Annotated in this window: 11 protein-coding genes; 1 reads left to right on the top strand and 10 read right to left on the bottom strand. The window is 68.8% G+C overall.

Features of this window, described 5'->3' with window-relative positions; translation table 11 throughout:
• Window positions 1–17: 17 nt before the first annotated feature.
• The gene (locus ACXZ1M_RS08645) at window positions 18–2,051 is read left to right on the top strand and encodes an acyltransferase family protein (protein WP_459052765.1); all 2,034 of its coding nucleotides are present in this window, start codon (window positions 18–20) and stop codon (window positions 2,049–2,051) included.
• Here the strand turns inward: ACXZ1M_RS08645 and ACXZ1M_RS08640 are convergent.
• The 10 genes from ACXZ1M_RS08640 to ACXZ1M_RS08595 form a co-directional block, all read right to left on the bottom strand.
• Window positions 1,999–3,531, bottom strand: coding sequence for a hypothetical protein (locus tag ACXZ1M_RS08640; RefSeq protein WP_459052764.1), 1,533 nt, complete (start codon window positions 3,529–3,531; stop codon window positions 1,999–2,001). The genes ACXZ1M_RS08645 and ACXZ1M_RS08640 overlap by 53 nt on opposite strands.
• Window positions 3,531–5,609, bottom strand: a complete 2,079-nt coding sequence (locus ACXZ1M_RS08635) for a DUF7024 domain-containing protein (RefSeq protein ID WP_459052763.1) — start codon at window positions 5,607–5,609, stop codon at window positions 3,531–3,533. Before ACXZ1M_RS08635 ends, ACXZ1M_RS08640 begins: the two co-directional genes overlap by 1 nt.
• Window positions 5,610–5,621: 12 nt before the next feature.
• A complete protein-coding gene (locus tag ACXZ1M_RS08630) occupies window positions 5,622–7,745 on the bottom strand; it encodes a DUF7024 domain-containing protein (protein ID WP_459052762.1) in 2,124 nt (707 codons plus the stop codon).
• Window positions 7,746–7,786: 41 nt separating this feature from the next.
• Window positions 7,787–8,941, bottom strand: a complete 1,155-nt coding sequence (locus tag ACXZ1M_RS08625; protein ID WP_459052761.1) for an acyltransferase family protein — start codon at window positions 8,939–8,941, stop codon at window positions 7,787–7,789.
• Between the two features lie 95 nt (window positions 8,942–9,036).
• A complete protein-coding gene (locus tag ACXZ1M_RS08620; protein WP_459052760.1) occupies window positions 9,037–10,494 on the bottom strand; it encodes a UbiA family prenyltransferase in 1,458 nt (485 codons plus the stop codon).
• On the bottom strand, window positions 10,491–11,294 hold the full coding sequence (locus ACXZ1M_RS08615; RefSeq protein ID WP_459052759.1) for a PIG-L deacetylase family protein: 804 nt from the start codon (window positions 11,292–11,294) through the stop codon (window positions 10,491–10,493). The genes ACXZ1M_RS08620 and ACXZ1M_RS08615 overlap by 4 nt, the downstream gene beginning before the upstream one ends.
• Window positions 11,284–12,207: a GNAT family N-acetyltransferase gene (locus tag ACXZ1M_RS08610; RefSeq protein WP_459052758.1), complete on the bottom strand. Its 924-nt coding sequence runs from the start codon at window positions 12,205–12,207 to the stop codon at window positions 11,284–11,286. Before ACXZ1M_RS08610 ends, ACXZ1M_RS08615 begins: the two co-directional genes overlap by 11 nt.
• Window positions 12,204–12,587, bottom strand: a complete 384-nt coding sequence (locus ACXZ1M_RS08605) for a GtrA family protein (protein WP_459052757.1) — start codon at window positions 12,585–12,587, stop codon at window positions 12,204–12,206. The genes ACXZ1M_RS08610 and ACXZ1M_RS08605 overlap by 4 nt, the downstream gene beginning before the upstream one ends.
• Complete coding sequence (locus ACXZ1M_RS08600) at window positions 12,580–13,587, bottom strand: glycosyltransferase family 2 protein (RefSeq protein ID WP_459052756.1); 1,008 nt, start codon at window positions 13,585–13,587, stop codon at window positions 12,580–12,582. The genes ACXZ1M_RS08605 and ACXZ1M_RS08600 overlap by 8 nt, the downstream gene beginning before the upstream one ends.
• Window positions 13,584–17,903: a glycosyltransferase gene (locus tag ACXZ1M_RS08595; protein WP_459052755.1), complete on the bottom strand. Its 4,320-nt coding sequence runs from the start codon at window positions 17,901–17,903 to the stop codon at window positions 13,584–13,586. The genes ACXZ1M_RS08600 and ACXZ1M_RS08595 overlap by 4 nt, the downstream gene beginning before the upstream one ends.

The raw sequence follows: 17,903 nt of genomic DNA, 5'->3' as shown, positions 1-17,903 counted from the left end.
TCATTCTTTTATACTAAATGCAACACGCTTCGCTCGCTGTCGTCAGCCCGGACGCGCCATCGTCCCCCGTACCTTCTCTCCATCCCGCCTACCGCCGAGATATCGACGGCCTGCGCGCCGTCGCCGTGTTGTCGGTGCTGGTGTTCCACGCCTTTCCGACGTGGCTGCCGGGCGGTTTCATCGGGGTCGACATTTTCTTCATCATCTCCGGATTCCTGATCAGCACCATCCTGCTCAACGGCATGCGCGCCGGCAGTTTCAGCGTGGCCGATTTCTACGCCCGCCGCGTGCGCCGCATCTTCCCGGCGCTGGTGCTGGTGATGGCCGCCTGCGCCGTGCTGGGCTGGTTCGCCCTGTTCCCGGACGAATACCGCATGCTGGGCAAGCACATGTTCGGCGGCGCCACCTTCTCGTCCAACTTCTTCCTGTGGAACGAAGTCGGCTATTTCGACACCAGCGCCGAGACCAAGCCGCTGCTGCACCTGTGGTCGCTGGCGGTGGAGGAACAGTTCTACCTGGTGTGGCCGGTGGTGCTGTGGCTGTCCTTCAAGCGCCGCTGGGCACCGTGGAAGCCGGCGCTGCTGCTGGGCGTGCTGTCCTTCATCGTCAACGTCTCCGGCGTCCACAACTACGCCAGCGCCACCTTCTACTCGCCGGCCAGCCGCATGTGGGAGCTGCTGCTGGGCGCCATGCTGGCCTATATGAGCGTCTACCAGCGCAGCGTGCTGTTGGGCGTGCGCCGCGCCGACGCCCCGACCTGGTTCGACCTCGACGGCGCGCGCGTGCGCCACTGGGCGGCCGCCACCGGCCTGCTGTTGATCGTGCTGGGGCTTGCCCTGGCCAACCCGGGCAAGCATTTCCCCGGCTGGTGGGCGCTGCTGCCGGCGCTGGGCGCGCTGCTGCTGCTGGCGGCCGGACCGGGCACCTGGATCAACCGCCATGTGCTGGGCAATCCGGTGATGGTGTGGGTCGGCCTGATCAGCTATCCGCTGTACCTGTGGCACTGGCCGCTGCTGTCCTTCATGGCCATCATCGAAGGCAAGATGCCGGGCGTGCCAGCCCGCGCCACGGCCTTGCTGCTGTCGGGCTTGCTGGCCTGGCTGACCTATTTGCTGCTGGAGCGGCCGCTGCGCAGTCCGCGCAACGGCGCGCGCAAGGTGGCCGTGCTGCTGGCGTTGCTGGTGGCGCTGGGCGGCTGGGGCGCCTGGATCTACCGGGGCGAGGGCTTGCCGCAGCGTGAAGCGGTGACCGAAAGCGCGGCGCAGATGCAGCAGCTCAAGGTGGTCGAGGACGTGCCCAAGGCGCAGGCCTGCAAGCGCCGCTACGGCTTCGATTCGGACTTCGAGTATTGCGTGCTGGACCGCCCGGACGGTGAGCCGACGGTGGCGCTGATCGGCGACAGCCATTCCTACCATATCCTGTTCGGCCTGACCCGCCATTACCGCGCCCAGGGCGAGAACCTGTGGCAGTTGGGCACGCGCCGTCCGTACTGGGATGTGCCGGTCGGCGACGATCCCTACCAGAAGATCACGCCGCGCATGCTGGACGCCGCCTTGAACACGCCGAGTGTCAAGATCGTGATCCTTGCCACCGTCGCCCGCCTGGGCGGCGGCACGCCCGAGGGCCTGGCGATGATGGACCTGTTCCGCAAGACGGTGCAGCGCTTCGTCGCCAGCGGCCGCAAGGTGATCTGGGTGAACGATACGCCGGCGTTGGACTTTGAGCCGCGCTCGTGCATCAAGCGCGCCGGCGTCGCCACCTCGCAGACGCGGCAGGATTGCAGCGTCGCGCGCGCCGACTACGAGCAGGGCATTGCCGACCACCAGAAGGCGGTGGCGACGGTGTTGAAGGACTTCCCGCCGTCACAGGTGCAGGTCATCGATACCTCGGTGCCGTTGTGCGACAAGCAGCGCTGCCACGCGATCATCGACGGCAAGCTGCTGTACCGCGACACCCACCACCTGAGCAACGCCGGCGACCTCTACGTCGGTGAAAGCCTTAGCCGCCAGTTGCAGCAGCTTGCACCGGCGCCGGCAGCGGCTGGCAAATAACCGGGCCGTTGACGTAGCGCCAGCCGTGGTTGACGTCCTGGACGTCGTTGCCGGCGGCCGGCGTCAAGCCGGCCCCGCACAGCATCCGCACCGATTCCGGCGTGGCCGGGTGGTACAGGCTCTTGGCGGCGCGGCCCTTGTAGACGAAGCTGTAGGCCTCGCGCTCGTCGATATAGCTGTCGATATGCCTGACGCGCTCGGCGAACAGTTCCGGGTCCGGGTTGTACCAGTGCGGCGCATGCACCATCACGCGGATCGCGAGCGGGCTGAACTCCACATAGCGGAAGCCCTGCAGCGCTTCGCTGACCGCGCATTGGACCACCAGCACCGGCAACACCGCCAGCAGCCAGCGGCGGCGCTCGCGCAGCAGCCACACCATGGCGGCCAGCAGCGGCATGGCGCCCCAGCTCGCGTAGCGCATCACGCCCTGCGCGCCGGAATTCCAGTTGATGACCGGCAGCGCCGGCAGCGCGATAACAAAGGTCAGCGCGGCGCAGAGTAGGGTGGTGCGCCAGCCCTGGCGCCAGGCCCAAGCCAGCAGCAGTATCAGCAGCGCCGGCACGCCGATTAGCATGCCCTGGCTGAGGTCGAGGAACAGCGAGTGCAGGCGCGCCGCCGTCGCCAGGTAGGGTCGCGTGAATTCCCGGCCGATGATGCTGGGCGTGCCGAACTGGATCAGGTTCCACAGCGGCGCGCTCAGCGCCAGCAGGGTGCCCAGCAGCAGGCCGGCCAGGTGGCGGGCGTCGGGTATGGCCACGCGCAGGCGTGCACGCCAGCCGCCGTTTACCGGCCAGTGCTGGGCCAGCCGCAGCAGCGGCAGGAAGCCGAAGGTCAGGATGATGGCGGGATTCTGCATGGCGCCGATGGCCACCATCAGGCCCGCGCGCAACGGCGCGCCGCTGCCGTACAACAGCAGTCCCATCAGCAGCGCGGCCGCGCTCACCACTTCCGGATTGCTCCAGCGCAGATAGCCCCACAGGCCGCAGGTCAGGAACAGGCCGAACGCGGCCAGCGCCTTGAAGTTATCGTCCAGCACCCGGCGCAGGGTCAGGCCCAGCAGCAGCACAAAGAACAGGTTCAGCGCCAGATAGCATTTGAACGGGTCCAGCCCGGCCAGCGGCAGCAGCTTGAACGGCACCACCGCCAGCGCCGAATAGGCGAAGTAGTGGATGGCGTACGCCGCGCCGCCTTGGCCCTGGGCGAACGGCAGGTGCACCACGCCGGGTTGATGGCGCAGGTCGTTGCCGATTTCCGCCAAGGCGTCCTTCATGAACGGCAGGCGGCGCAGGGTTTCGTCCAGGTCTCCCAAGCGCACCTCGGGCGTGGCGTGGTTGGCCAGCGCCACTGTGGTGACCGTGTATTCCGAAACGTCGCCGTTGTGGATGGCCGGCCAGGTCAGCAGCTTGTACACCAACAATGCCAGCAGCGCCAGCGCATACAGCCAGCGTGAGGTGCGCAGGAAGGTGGTGAGGCGCAGCATCAGTGGGCGTCGTCGTCGGTGATGGTGATGTATTCGAAGCCGATGCCGAACTGGCGCGTGTCCTGGCTCAGGCCCAGCATGGCCTGCGAGGTCGGCTGCGGAATCTTGAAGGTGATGACGCGGGTCTGGCCATCGGTCTCGAAATGCAGCGTGGCTTTGCCGTTCGCGGCCGGCATGCGCATCACCTGCTGCTGCGCGCCCACCGTCACGATCACATCCTTGTCGATATTCGGGCCGAAGGCGCGGCCTTCGAACTGCAGCGCCAGGCGCTTGGGCAGGGCGCGGCCGTACTCCATCGTCACCTGCGGTTCCTGCGACCAGGCGCCCCAGGTATCGGGCCAAGCCAGGCCGTCGATGCGGCCATAGTCGCCGAACGACTGGCTGAAGCCGATGCGCTGGCCGAGCGCGCTCTTGGCCGGTTTCTGGAACAGCAGCAGCTCATCCTTGCGGCCGATCACGCGGGCATCCGGCGGCGGCTGGAACTGGCCGATGGCCAGCACCCATTGGCGGTCCTCCGCCACCTGGTTCCAGTCCATCGGCTGGTTGGCCGGCACCGACAGTAACTCCGTCCTCGGATTTTCCACGAAGAAGCGCGCGCGGTGCAGCACGGCGATGTCGCTGCCGACGATCACCATGCGGTCGCTCTGCTCGCGGGTCAGGTAGTGGTGCGCGAACAGGCCGGCCTTGGAGGCCGGGTCGGCCCAGCGCGACAAGCGCACTTCGTGCGCCGTGCCCCAGGCGCAGATCAGGGTCGTGACCGGCAGCACCAGCAGCAGGAACAGGCGCAGGCCGAGCTGTTGGCGGTAGATCCAGGCCAGCAGCGACAGCAGCGACAGGCCGACGATGATGTTGAACAAGTCCTTGCGCATCGACAGCACGCGCAATTCCGGGGTATCGATCACGCCCGGCGTGAACCACAGCAGCAGGTGGGCGCGGCAATGCCAGAGCAGCAGCAGCACCACGGCGCCGATCAGCAGGCGCAGCGGCGTCTTCAGCGGACGCGCCGGCGCGTAGGCGGCGGCGGCCGCGCACAGCAGCAGCAGCGGCAGGGCGAAGTCGTAGTAGCGGGTGTGGATGCGGGCCGAGGTGTCGCTCACCGCCAGGCCGGTGATGGAGGCGGTGAACATGATGGTCAAGCCCAGCAGTGAGCCGAGCATCAGCACGCTGTACACGGTGATGGCTTGCAGCCGCTGTTCCTGGGCGTGGGCCGGCCGCAGGAAGTTGAAGGCGCCGCACAGCGCCGCCAGCGGCACCGCGAACAGGGCGGCCAGCAGCATCAGGTGGCCTTGCAGGTTGTGCCAGGCGAAGCCCAGCAGCTGGATGATCGGGTAGTGGCTCTTGGCGGTGTAGGCGGCCTGGCCGGCGTACAGGGTGCCGAACAGGTCGAGGCCGTTGGGGCCGGCCAGCAGGTAGCCGAGCGCGAAGCGCAGCGCCAGCGCGCCGGCCAGCATCACGCCGGCCCACAGCAGGCCGCGTCCCAGCCAGCCCTTGCCGCCCTGGGCGTGCGCCGCGTACAGCACGAACAGCGCCAGCGCCGGGATCAGGAACAACGCATGCAGCTTGACCAGGATGGTCGCGCCCAACAGCAGACCCAGCACTAGCGCGCGGCGCGCCGACGGCTGTTCGTACAGGTGGAGCGCGGCCCAGCTGAGGATCCAGAAAGCGCAGTAGTACATGGCTTCCGGCATGAAGAACGGGGTGTAGGCGTTGTTCGGCGCCAGCACGGCGGCCAGCGCGATCAGGGCCGACGGCCAGGCCGGCGCCACGCGCCGCGCCAGCAGGTAGATGCACGGCGAGGCCAGCACGTACAGCAGGGTGTTGAGCAGGCGGTTGCAATCGAGGTAGCTGTCGCCGCAGTAGTTGGTCAGCTTGAACAGCTGGAAGTACAGGTAGGACGGCACCGGCGCATCGGCCATCGGCAGCATGCGGGTGGCGCTGCTGTAGCTCCACTCGTCGATGAACACGATCGGATAAATGCCGGCGTTGCGGAAGAACAGGAAGATGAACACCAGCAGCAGCGCCCCCGCCAGGAGGGCGGGAACGCGACGCGGATCGGTCAGGTAGTCAGGTAATTTCATTGAAGGCAGTGGTTAATTGGTGGCAGGCGTAGGAGCGACCGCAGCGGCCTCGCCGATTTCAACGCTGATGAGGCCGATGCCGAGGCGGCGCTGGTCGTTGCCCGCGCCCACTTCCAGCGGCGTGGTCGGACGCGGCACGCGGATGCGCAGTTCGCGCTGCTGGCCGTCGGTCTCCAGGCGCAGGAACACTTCCTGCGGATTGGCCGGCAGGCGGAAGGTGGCGCCTTCGCCCTTGTCGTCGCCCGCGTGCAGCGTGAACGGCAGGCCGGCGTTGGGGCCGAAGGCGCGGCCGTTGATCAGCACCGCCAGGTGTGGCGGCAGCGGCTTGGCGAAACGCAGGGTGACCACGTCGGCGTTCGACCACACGCCCCACGGTTCGGCGTCGGCCAGGCCGGTCACGCCTTCCAGCGCGCCGTTGGCCAGCGGCTGCGACATCGGGATTTCAAACAGGCGGCGGCTGCCCTGGTTCAGGCGCACCAGCGCGTACTCGTTGGTGGCCACCAGCGGCGTCAGCTCCGGCGGCAGGCGGTGCGGGCCGACCACCAGCAGCCAGCGCTGGCGGGCCGGCGTCTGGGTCAGCTCGAACGGCGCGCCCGGCTGCAGCTCGATAGTGGTCGAGTGCGCGCTGTCGACATGGAACTGGGCGCGCATCATGCCGGCCAGGTCGGCGCCGGCGATGCTCAGGGCGTCGCGGTCGGCGGCATCGAGGAAGCTGTGCGCAAAGCGGCCGGCCTTGTCGTAGACGGACGGCTGCTGCAGGCGTTGCAACATCGTGACATTGACCGCCTCGCCGGCCAGCGCGGCCAGCGGCAGCAGCACCATCAGGTACAGCGGCGCGGCGCGGCGCGGTTGCGCCACCCACAGCGCGACCAGCGCCAGCGTCAGCGCGGCCATCAGGTACAGCGGCAGCGGGCTCTTGCCGGCCAGGCTGAACAGCTCGGGGCTGTCGATGGGCGAGGTCAGGTAGGCCGGCAGCAGGAAGCGAGCTGCCAGCGCCACCAGCAGCGCCAGCGGCGCGGCCAGCAGGGCGCGCGTGCGCAGGCTGGCGTGCGCGCCATGGCCGGCCACGGCCACGCCGGCGATCATCAGCAGCGGGAAGGTGAAGTCGTAGTAGCGCAGGTGCAGGCGGATGATTTCGTTGGGACCGGCGTCGGCGATGGAGGCGGTGTAGGCCACCGTCATGCCCAGCGCGCAGCCGAGCATGAGGAAGGTGTACAGCAGCAGGGCGCGGCCGTGGCGGCCCAGCGCGGTGCGCACGGCGGCGCTGGCGGCGGCGCTGGCGATCATCAGGATAGGGAAGCCGAACAGCACCAGCAGCGCCATCGCATGGCCCTGGAAGTTGCGCAGGAACGGCGCCAGCAGGCGGCCCAGGCCGTGCCCGCTATTGTTGACGTGGCCGCCGTAGAAGCTGCCGAACAGGTTCAGGCCTACCGGTCCGGCCAGCAGCCAGGCCAGCGCGGTCTTGACCGCCAGCGCGGCCACGGCGGCCAGCACGGCGGCGGCCAGGCCCGGAATCAGCCAGTCCTTGCGGCTGGCGCTGAAGCGCGCGTAGACGATGAACAGGCACAGCGCCGGCAACAGGAACAGCGCGTGCACTTTTACCAGGCACAGCAGGCCGAGCAGCACGCCGCCCAGCAGGCCGTAGGCCAGCGTCGCGCGCCATTGCGGGCGCAGCGCGCCGCTGCGCAGCAGGGTGTAGGTCAGCACCCAGAAGCCGAAGTAGTACATCGCTTCCGGCATGAAGTAGGCGGTGTAGCTGCTGATCGGCGACAGCAGCGCCAGCACGGCGATGGCGCCGGCGGCCAGGCGGCCGGTCAGCGGTCGCGCCACCAGGTAGATGAAGGGGGCGGCGGCCACGAACAGCACGGCGTTGAGCACGCGCGCGCATTGCAGGAAGCCTTCGCCGCAGGCGTTGGTCTGGCCGAACAGCTTGAGGTACAGATAGGACGGCACCAGCGAATCGCTCAAGGGCTGCAGACGGGCGAATTTGCTGTACAGCCATTCGTCGGCGAACACCACCGGATAGGCGCCGGTGTTGCGCAGGATCAGGTAAAGCAGCACGGTCAGCAGCGCCAGCGGCAGGCCGTAGCTGGCTGCGGCCTGCCGCTGGGTTGGGGTCAAGCGGAACACAGTCATATTATCTTTCTAGCATTTCGGGCCAAGGGCGGATGATAGCGTCAGCGGGACAAATGGGCAATCGTCGGCGCCGCCGCCTGCACCGGTTGCGACTGCGGCTGCGGCTTGGCCGGCACCAGGCGCAGCAGGGCATTGCGCACCAGGTTCGACAGGCCCTGCTCCAGCAAGTGGTGCGACAGCGCCGCCAGCGGCAGCGCGCAGGCGGTCGAGATGAAGATGAAGCCCCAGGTGTGCGACAGGTGGCCGAGGCCGTAAGCTTCCATCGCGCGCCGCACCAGGCCGTGCGCGATCAAATGGGTCAAGTACAGCGAATACGAGATCGCGCCCAGCCACAGGAAGAAGGGCGGCACCGGAATGCGCACGGTCTTGCTGGCCAGCGCCATCAGCGTCACCATCAGCGCCAGCGGCCAGCCCCACTGGGTCGGGCCATGGATCACGGTGGCGCCGGAATAGATGGCCCACAGCGCAAACGCCACGCCCAGGCCCAGCGCATGCCAGGCCAGCTGGCGGTTGCCGATGCGGAACCAAGGCTGCAGGTACAGCCAGCCGATCAGCACGCCGGCGACGAACTCCAGCACGAAGGGACTGGTGACGATGCTCAGGTAGCCGACCGAATAGCCGAAGTCGCGCGAAATGCTCATGTCGTAGGCGCCCAGTTGCGGGGCGATCACCGTCAGTGCCACCCAGGCGGCCAGGGCCACCCAGCGCAGGCGGCGGAACAGCATGCTGACCACGAACATCAGGTAGAAATACATCTCGAACAGCAGCGTCCAGCCCTGTTCCAGTGACAGCGAGAAGTACGGCATGTAGCGCGGATTGGCCGGCACCATGGCGATCGAGTGCCAGAAGGTGGCGCGCTTGGCGGGGTCGTGGAAGTACTCGACGCCGCCGCTGAGCGCGAAGATCGCCACCAGCGTCACCACCGCGTACACCGGCCACACACGGGCAAAGCGCTTGATGGCGAAGCGGGCCACCTCGGCCGGGCTGCCGTCCGAGCCGGCGGTGGAATAGCACATGATGAAACCGCTGATCAGGAAGAACAGGTCGACCCCGCTCGCGCCGGGCATGAGCAGTTGCTGGGCCAGCCCGAAGCCCTCGGTGTTGAGCAGGGCGTAGCGGGCGTGGCACAGCACCACCAGCAGGGCGGCGATGCCGCGCAACATCTGGATCCAATCCAGGTTTTTTTGGTTGTTCATTAAGGTATTCAGGATGGCAAGTTTAAGGCGACGCCAATTCTAACTGTATTTCAGCAGTGAAATATAGCCAAATGTCACGGCGGTCGTCGCTGCGGTTAAAAGGTGGCGGCTAGCACCAGGACCAGGCACAGCGCCAGCACCGCCAGGCTGACCTTGTCCCGGCTGACATACAGCACCGGGTCTTCGTTGACCTGGCCACGGAAGGCCAGCGTCCACAGCCGGCCCAGCCAGAACACCAGCAGCGGCACGATGCCGAGCAGGAAATACGGGTGGCGGTACATGGTCAGCACGGTCTGCGAATTAAAGTACAGCATGAAAATCAGCACCGACAGGAAAGCGCTGTTGATGCCCATGGTGCTGATCGGCGCCTTGTCGGCGACGGTGTAGCCGCGCCCGCTGCTCTTGTCCTGGCCCCGGCTGTGCAGGTTGAACAGTTCGCTGTAGCGCTTGAGCAGTGCCAGGCTGAGAAACACGAAGAACGAAAACGCCAGCAGCCAGAACGAGGGCGCGATCAGGGTGGCGGCGCAGCCGCCGAGGATGCGCACGGTGTACAGCAACGCCAGCGTGACGATGTCGATCATCAGCATGCGCTTGAGGCGCAGCGAGTACGCCAGCGTGGCCGCGAAGTAGATGCCGACCACCGCCAGCAGCAGCGGGTCGAACAGCGCGCACAGCGTGAACGCGGCCAGCGCCAGCAGCGGGCTGGCCGCCAGCGCCAGCGGCAGCGGCAGCGTGCCGGCCGCCAGCGGGCGGCGGCGCTTGTCCGGATGGCGGCGATCGTCGTGGGCGTCGAGCGCGTCGTTGAGCAGGTAGGCGCTGGAGGCGCACAGCGAAAACGCCGCGAAGGCCAGCAGCGACTGCGCCAGCGCGCCGGCGTTGAGCGCGTGCCCGGCCAGCATCGGCACGAACACCAGCAGGTTCTTGAGCCACTGGCGCGGCCGCATCGCCCGCCACAGCGCAGCCAGCGGCAGGGCGCGCATGCTGCCCATGTGCTGGGTTTGCCTGCCGTCGGCCAGCCGGAACGGGCTGCGTGTCACGGAATACGCGTGGCGACTGCTCTGCCAGACCGCCAGGTCGGCGCGGCTGTTGCCGATGTAGTCGTAGCCATGCGCGCCGTACAGCCGCACCAGCGCGTCGGCCTTGGCGCGCGATGTCAGGTTGACGCCGCCGGCCGAGGCCAGCACCTGTTCGAACGGGCCGAGGTGGGCGGCCAGGCGCTCGGCCCAGCGCTGGTCGGCGCCGGTGGCCAGCACCAGCCGGCGGCCTTGCGCGCGCTGGCGCTCCAGCTCGCGCTGCAGGGTCTGGTCATACGGCAGCGCGCCCGGTTCCAACGCGATGCGCTCGGCCAGCGCGGCCTTGAAGCCGGCCTTGCCGAGCAATAGCCAGAGCGGCAGGCGCCAGGCTTGCCAGAAGTGGTGCTTGAGGAATAGCAGCAGCGCTTCCCACAGGGTGTCGGAATAGCACAGCGTGCCGTCGAGGTCGACCACCAGCGGCGGTTCGCCGCGCAGCTCGGCCGATCCGGCAGCGGCGCCGGCGCTTGCATCAGCCGTCATTGCTGGTGGCCGCCGTTGGCGCGTTGGCGTTGCGCCGCCAGCCAGCCGGCCATGTCGCGCTGCATCGCGTCCCAGGTGTAGAAGCGGCGGTTCTCGTAGTACAGCGGGCCGTCGTGGGGGCGCTGGTCCAGGCGCGCCAACGCCACCGGCTGCAATTGCTGGCAGCCGTGCCGCAGGTAGTGCCACAGCACGAAGGGGAACAGGCCGAGCCAGGTTTTCCACTGGCTCGGGTAGCGTCCGAGCCGCGCCAGGTGGCGCAGCCGCGCCGGCCAGCCGATGGCGCTGCGCTCGACCGCGCCGTTGGCCGCCAGCGGCGCCAGCACGTTGAACCACGGGCCGCTGCGCTGGAAGGCGTTGTACAGCGAATACTGGCGCACGCGCTCGCCCAAGCCAAGGCCGGCGGCCGCGTGGGCGGTGAGGAAATGCAGGGCGTCGTGGTCGTGGTGGCCGCCTTCCCAGGCGGTCACGCAGATCAGCTCGACGCGCTGGAAGCCGCCCAGCCAGTCCGCCAGCCAGGCGCCGGCCGCGTCCATATTGCGCGGCAGGGTGCCGTCGACGATGCCGAGTTGGTCGCCGGCAAACACCACGTCATCCGCCGCCACGCCCATGGCGGTCAGCACCGCCAGCGATTCGGCGTTGCGGCGCGCGGCGCTGCCGTGGGCGCCGGCCGTCAGATAGGCGCAAGCGACCCGGCGGCCCTGCCGCAGGCTGGCCTCGATGGCCTGGAACACGCCGTATTCGTCGTCCTGGTGGGCGAACAGGAACAGCGCGGCCGGCTCGTTGATGGCGTTAGTAGGCATCGAAGTCGAGGAAGCTGAAGCGGATCGCGGCCGGATCGAGCTGCGCCACGCGGCCCGACAGCGAACGGTAGATCAGGTTCAGCGGCGAAGGGCGCAGCCGCGCCGGGATGGTCGGGTAGCCGGTGAAGCGGCGTTCGGCGTCCGGCACCAGGCCCAGGTACAAGCGGGCCGGCGCCCAGGCGCCGTCGGTGGCGGCGGCCGCCTGCGCCAGCGCAGGGTCGGCCGGCAGCGCCAGTTCGCCGTAGGCGCGCGTCAGTGGCAGGGCGGCGGCGTCGAAGCGCCACAGCGCGCCGTTGCGGCGCATGCGCACCGGATTGTCGGGATTGGCGCAGCGCCAGGCCAGCGCTGTCGGCGAGCGCACGCGTTCGAAGCTGGCGGCCACGCCCTGGCCGTGCGGCGGCGTGCCGACGCCGCCGACGCCCACGCGCGCTTCCAGCGGACGCACCAGCTGGAAGCCGAGCTTGCGGATGAAGCCGGGCGTGCTGTTGGCGTTGGCCACGCCGTACACGGCGTCGTAGCCCTGTTCGCGGGCGCTGTCGTAGGTCAGCGCGGCCAGCTTGGTGAACAGGCCCTTGCCCTGGTAGTCCGGGTGGGTCGCGGTATTCAGCGACAGCAGCACGCGCACTTCCTGGCCGCCGACGGTGGCCATGCCGGGCACGCACACGTAGTGCGCGGCCAGGCGTTCGCCGTCCCAGGCGTCATAGCCGGCCACGCCGCCGTCCGGATTGTCGGCGTACAGCCAGCGCAGATACGCGGGCGTGAACTTTTCCGTGCCGGGGAAGCAGGCGGCGAACAACTGGCCGTACAGCGCCAGCGCGGCGTCGTCGCAGCGCACCGGCGCGAAGGTCAGGGTCGGAGCAGCAGCGGCAGGAGCAGCGGCAGGAGCAGGAACGGCTTGCGTTTCTTGATTCATTTGAATACCCAGTATTTACTCAAAAGAAAACCGTTGGCGGCTACCAGCGGCAGCGAAAGGAGTTTGCCGACCAGCGGCATGCCCAGCAGCGATTGCGCCAGCGCCACCACGGCCAGCGTAATGGCGTAGTTGAGCGCCACCACGCAAGCGTAGCGTAACAGACTGTGACGCTGGGTCATGCGGCTGAAGGTGACGCGCGCATGGAAGGCGTAGTTGACCATCAGGCCGGCCGCGAAGCCGGCGCTGGTGGCCACCGCCAGCGGCGCGGCGCCGGTCGACAGCAGCAATTGCATCAGGCCGATATCGACCAGCGCCGACAGCACGCCGCCGGCGACGAAGACCATGAACTGGCGCTGCAGGAAGAACAGCCGCTCAGGCATGGGTCTTCCGGCCCAGGCCCAGGCCGGCGGCCAGGCGCAGGTGCACCGGGCGGCGCGGCACCGAGGCGATGTCGTAAGCCAGGAAGGCCAGGATCAGCTGCATGCCCATCAGCACCGGCAATGCCGACAGCATGACGGTGCCGGCCGAGGTCGAGACGTTGGCGCGCGCCGAAGCGATCCAATGGCTGAGGCCGTACACCGAGCCGGCCACCAGCATGACCAGGCCCAGCGGCAGTTCGATCGAGGCCAGCGACATATTGCGCAGGTAGTAGTTGTAGAAGATGCGCTTGCCGAAGTTGCGCACGTGCTTGAACAGGAATTCGGTGACGATCTTGGAGATCTTCAGGTTGCTGACCTCGTCGCCATAGTGGGCGTCCATCGGCACGTCGACCACCACCGCGTTGATGGTGTTGAGGCGGAACAGCATGTCGGTCTCGAAGAAGTAGCGGCGGCTGACCTTGGCGAACGGGATGTGGCGCGCGGCCCCGGCGTGGATGGCGGTGAAGCCGTTGGTCGGGTCGAACAAGTCCCAGTAGCCGGACGACAGCTTGGTCATCAGCGACAGCACGGCGTTGCCGAACAGGCGCATCGGCGGCATCTGGCTGATCTGCTCCAGGTCGAAGAAGCGGTTGCCCTTGGTGTAGTCGGCCTCGCCGTTGACGATGGGCGCGATGAAGCTGGGGATCAGGCGCGCGTCCATCTGGCCGTCGCCGTCGACCTTGACGATGATGTCCACGCCGTCGGCGATGGCGGCCTGGTAGCCGGTCATCACGGCGCCGCCGACACCCTGGTTCTCCTCATGCTGCAGCACCTTCACGCGCGGGTCGGTGCAGTGCTGGCGCACGAAGGCGCCGGACTGGTCCGGGCACTTGTCGTCGATCACGTAGATGTGGTCGACCTCGGGGCCGATGCCGGCGATCACGCCGATGATGTGGCGCGTGACCTTGTAGCTGGGGATGACGACGGCGACGGCCGGACGTGCGGGAAGAGTGGCGCTCATGCGGAAGGGCTTTCTGTGCTTTCGGTGTTAAGTGAGGGGCTGAACAGCAGGGTGCTCAGCTGGCGGGCGTTGTCGGCCCAGGTGCGGCCGGCGATACCGGTCGAGGCCGGGGCCTTGCCGTCGGCGTGCAGCGTCAGCCACAGGCGCACGGCCGCCGCCAGTTCGGCGCCGCCGCCCTGGTAGTAGTGGGCGTGCTGCTGCGCCACTTCGCGGAACACGGGGATGTCGCGCACCAGCAGCGGCCGGCGGTGGTGGGCCGCTTCGATCAGCGGCAGGCCGAAGCCTTCGCCTTCGCTCGGCACCAGCAGGCAGGCGCTGTGCTGGTACAGCTGTTCCAGGTAGGCGTCGCTGACGCCGTGCAGCCAGAGCAGGCGGCGTCCCAGTTCCGGATGGCCGCGCAGGCGCGCCATGATGGTCGGAATGGTGCGGCGCTGGTCGTCCGGCAGGCCGCGCCAGCCTTCGCCGCCGACGATCACCAGGCGCGCATCGACGCCCTCGGACCACAGCTGCTCGAAGGCGTCGAGCGCCTGCAGGTGGCCCTTGCGCGGCTCGATGGTGCCGACCATCAGGAAGCTTGGATGGGCGGCCAGGTCGGCCAGCACGGCGGCGGCGTCGTCCGGCAAGGCTGTCGCGGCGGCGTCCGAAGCGGCAGGGGCCGCAGCGCCGGCCGAGGCCGACAGGTCGGCGCCGTGGTGCAGCACGGCGAACTGCGGCAGCGGGCGTTGCGGCGCGTGCTGCGTCAGCCAGGTGCGCGTTTCGTCGGCCACTGCGCCGCTGATGCAGACCAGGCGGTCGGCGTCGGCGCTGATGGCGTGCAGCCATTCGCCGAACTCGGCGTCGGTGTTGGGCGGGAAGAATTCCGGACGCAGCACCGGCAGGATGTCGTGGATCAGGAAGTTGATCTGCACGCCGGCGGCGCGCCAGCGCGCGTACAGACCGGCGCGGCTCGCTTCGATCACGGCGCGCGGGAAGAAGTCCGGGCTGTAGAACACGTCGCCGGCGCCGATCACCACTTCGTCGTCGTGCACGCCGCCGCTGTCGGTGCCGGCCAGCTCGTGCTGGTAGCGGCGCGCGTGGCGGTAGTGCCAGCCGCCTTCGTCGCTCAGGTAGACCGGCAGCACCTGGAAGTCCTTGCCTTCGGCGCGCAGCAGTTCCAGCAGCTGCGCGCGCACCACGCGCTGGATGCCGGTTTTCAGGTCATGGCGGGCGATGGCCGAAACGTCGACCAGCAACTGCGGCGTCAGGCTGTCGGCGGCCAGGCTGCCGTGGCTGCCGCCGTGGATGGTGGCGTCCATCAGTTGCTGCGCGGCCTGCTGCCAGGTCAGCCAAGGCATGCCGGCCGATTGCGGCGCGCGGCCTTGCGCGTGCAGGTCCAGCCAGGCTTCGATGGCGTCGGCCAGGTCGGCCGGCGCGGAACCGTCGAAGTAGTAGGCGTGCTCGCCCGCCACTTCGCGGAACACCGGAATGCCGCGCGCGATGATCGGCAGGCGGTGCTGGGCCGCTTCGATCAGCGGCAGGCCGAAGCCTTCGCCTTCCGAAGCCGCCAGCAGCGCCGCGCAGTTTTCGTATAGCTTGAGCAGCATTTCGTCGGACAGGCCGGACAGCCAGAACAGGCGCTGCTCGCGCTGCGGATGATTTTCCAGTTTCTGCGCCAGGTTGTCGACCATCCAGCCGTTCTTGCCGACGATGACCAGGTTGACCGCCACGCCCTTGGCCCACAGCAGATCGCAGGCGGCCAGCGCCTGGGCCTGGCCCTTGCGCGGCTCCAGCGTGCCGACCATCAGCAGGGTCGGTGCTTCTTTCAGGGCTGCCATCACGCGCTCGGCGTTGGCCGGCAGGCCGCTGCTCGGGGCGCTGGCGTCGATGTCGGCGCCCAGGTGGAAGTGGCTCAGCTTGAGCGGGGCGACGCGGCGGTTCGGCCGCTGCGACAGCCAGGTGGCCAGCTCGTCGGACACGGCGCGCGAAATCGTGACGATGCCGTCCGAAGCCAGCGCGATGGTGTCGAGGAAGTCGCCATAGTATTTTTCAGCGCCGAAGGGGAAGCATTCCGGGCGCAGCATGGGCAGCAGGTCGTACACCACGAACCACACGGCCACGCCACGGCGACGCAGCGCCAGCAGTTGCGGCTGGTTTTGCGTGGTCATGTTGGTGGCCAGGTCGAGGCCGAGGAAGGTATCGCCGGCGCGCACTTCGATCGGCGCGTCTTCGGTCACCGGCGCGGTCCATGGCGCGCCCACGCCCAGCATCTGCTGGGTGAAGCGGCGCGCGTAGCGGTAGCTGCGGTTGCCGCCGTCGCTGTACACCGGTTCGACGCGGTAGCCGGCCGGCGGGGCGTTGAGCAATACCAGCAGGATGCTGCGCACCACGCGCTGGATGCCGGTCTTGGGATCATGCTGGACCAGCGCCGAGATATCGATCAGCAGCTGGCGCGGCGTGGTTGATGGCTGGTTGGCGGCCAGCGCCGTGGCCACCGACGCCAGTTGCACCTGGTCCGGATGGCCGGGCAGCGCGCCCAGCGCCGCCAGGGTGCGGCGGTAATGGGCTTGTGCGCTGCTGCGGGCGAAGTCTTCGATGGCGTCGTAGTACTGGCGGCCGACGGTGGCCGGCGCGTGGTGCACGCGCACGTGCTCGCGGCCGGCCGTGGCCAGCGCGGCGCGGCGCGCCGGATCGGCGTGCAGCTGCGCCAGCGCGGCGCTCAGCTGGGCGTCTTCGAACAGGTCCGGCAGCTGCACCAGCACCTCGGCTGGGATCGAGGCGGCGGCGCCGTGGGCGTTGATGATGGTCGGCACGCCGTGCAGCAGGCAGTCCAGCACCGAGGCCGAGGTTTCGCCGCGCGTCTGGGTGCGCAGCTGGACGGCGGTGTCGCTGGCGGCCAGGTAGTTGCGGTAGTCGTCGGCGCTGGCGAAGCCGGTGATGCGGATGCGGGCGGCGGCCGGGCTGGCGGCGATCTTGGCCAGCAGCTCGGCGCCGTATTGGCCGCCTTCGTTTTCACCGACGAACACCAGCTGGCAGTTCGGCTGCTGCGCCAGCGGCGAGGCCAGCCAGGCGTCCAGCAGGCGGTGATTGAGCTTGGTCGGGCCCAGCATGCCGAAGCTGCAGACCAGGAAGTCCTGGTCCTTCAGGCCCAGCGCGGCGCGGGCGGCGGCGCGCGCCTGCGCGGGCGCGTCGAGGTCGGCCTGGCCGCGCAGCAGCGGCAGTACCTGCCACTGGTCGGCGCTGCCGGGACCGTACCATTGTTCGGCCAGCGTGCGCGAGAACTCGGCGTGGACGATCACGCCCTCGGCCTGGTCCAGCACGGTCTTATTGCAGGGGAAGGTCCAGATCGACGGATTGCGGCCGTGCTCCTTGTGCGACAGCAGGCCGGTGTGGCCGTGCGAGGCGTACAGCGCCTGCAGGAAGGCTTGCTCCTGCACGCCGTCGCGCTCCATGTTGTCGAGCACGCCGCTGAGGAAGAAGTCGTGCAGCACCACCACGCCCGGATGGCGTTCCAGCAGCGGGAACATGTACTGGTGGGCGTTGGAGTTGCCGAAGTGGTAGAGCAGGCGCGTGAAGCGCTGCGCCTGCTGCTCGAACTGCGCCGGCGTCAGCAGCGGCAGGCGCTGGCCCAGCGGGGTGGCGGCGATCGCGGCGAGGCTGTCGTCGGCCACCACCAGTTCGATGTCGTAATACGCTTCCAGCTCGGCGATCACTTCGGCGCTGTAGTCGGCGATGCCGGATTTTTGCGGCGGCAGCGGCGAGATGTAGGCCAGGCGCGGACGGCCGGCGGCGGCGCCGTCGCGGTGTTCCACGGCGGCCTTGTGGGCGTTTTCAAATTGCTGCCACAGGCGCGCGGCCAGGGCCTCGGCCTGTGCTTCGGCGCCGTCCGGCAGCTCGACCACCAAGGCGGCGTGGCGCAGGCATTCCTGCTGGCGTTCGTCGCCGGCTTCGGCGCTGCTGTAGATCATCAGCGCGTGCTCCGGGCCGGGGCCGTAGACGGTGTCGCTGAGCGGGATGTCGAACAGGCCGGGCGCGAACACGGCGTCCGGATTCAGGCTGGCCAGGAAGCCGTCGCGCACCAGCACGGCGGCCTGCTGCGGCCAGCCGCCCAAGGCGGGCGTGGCGTAGCTGAGCAGCTGTGGCGGCGGCAGCAGGCCGTCGAAGGCCTGGCGCAGCGCGTCGATCTGTTGCTGCTGGCTGGCGGCGTAGGCGATCAGCACGGTGTGCGGGACGGGACGGGCGGCGGCGCCGCGCACCAGCGCTTGGGCCAGCGCCAGCACGGCGGCCGGCGAGCGGGCCGCGCCGTTCTGGCAGGATTGGAGGTCGATGACGAGACGCAT

This window comes from Duganella paludis (assembly GCF_054461335.1).
The sequence above is the reverse complement of the archived record's forward strand: the minus strand, read 5'-3'. Positions and strand labels throughout refer to the sequence as shown.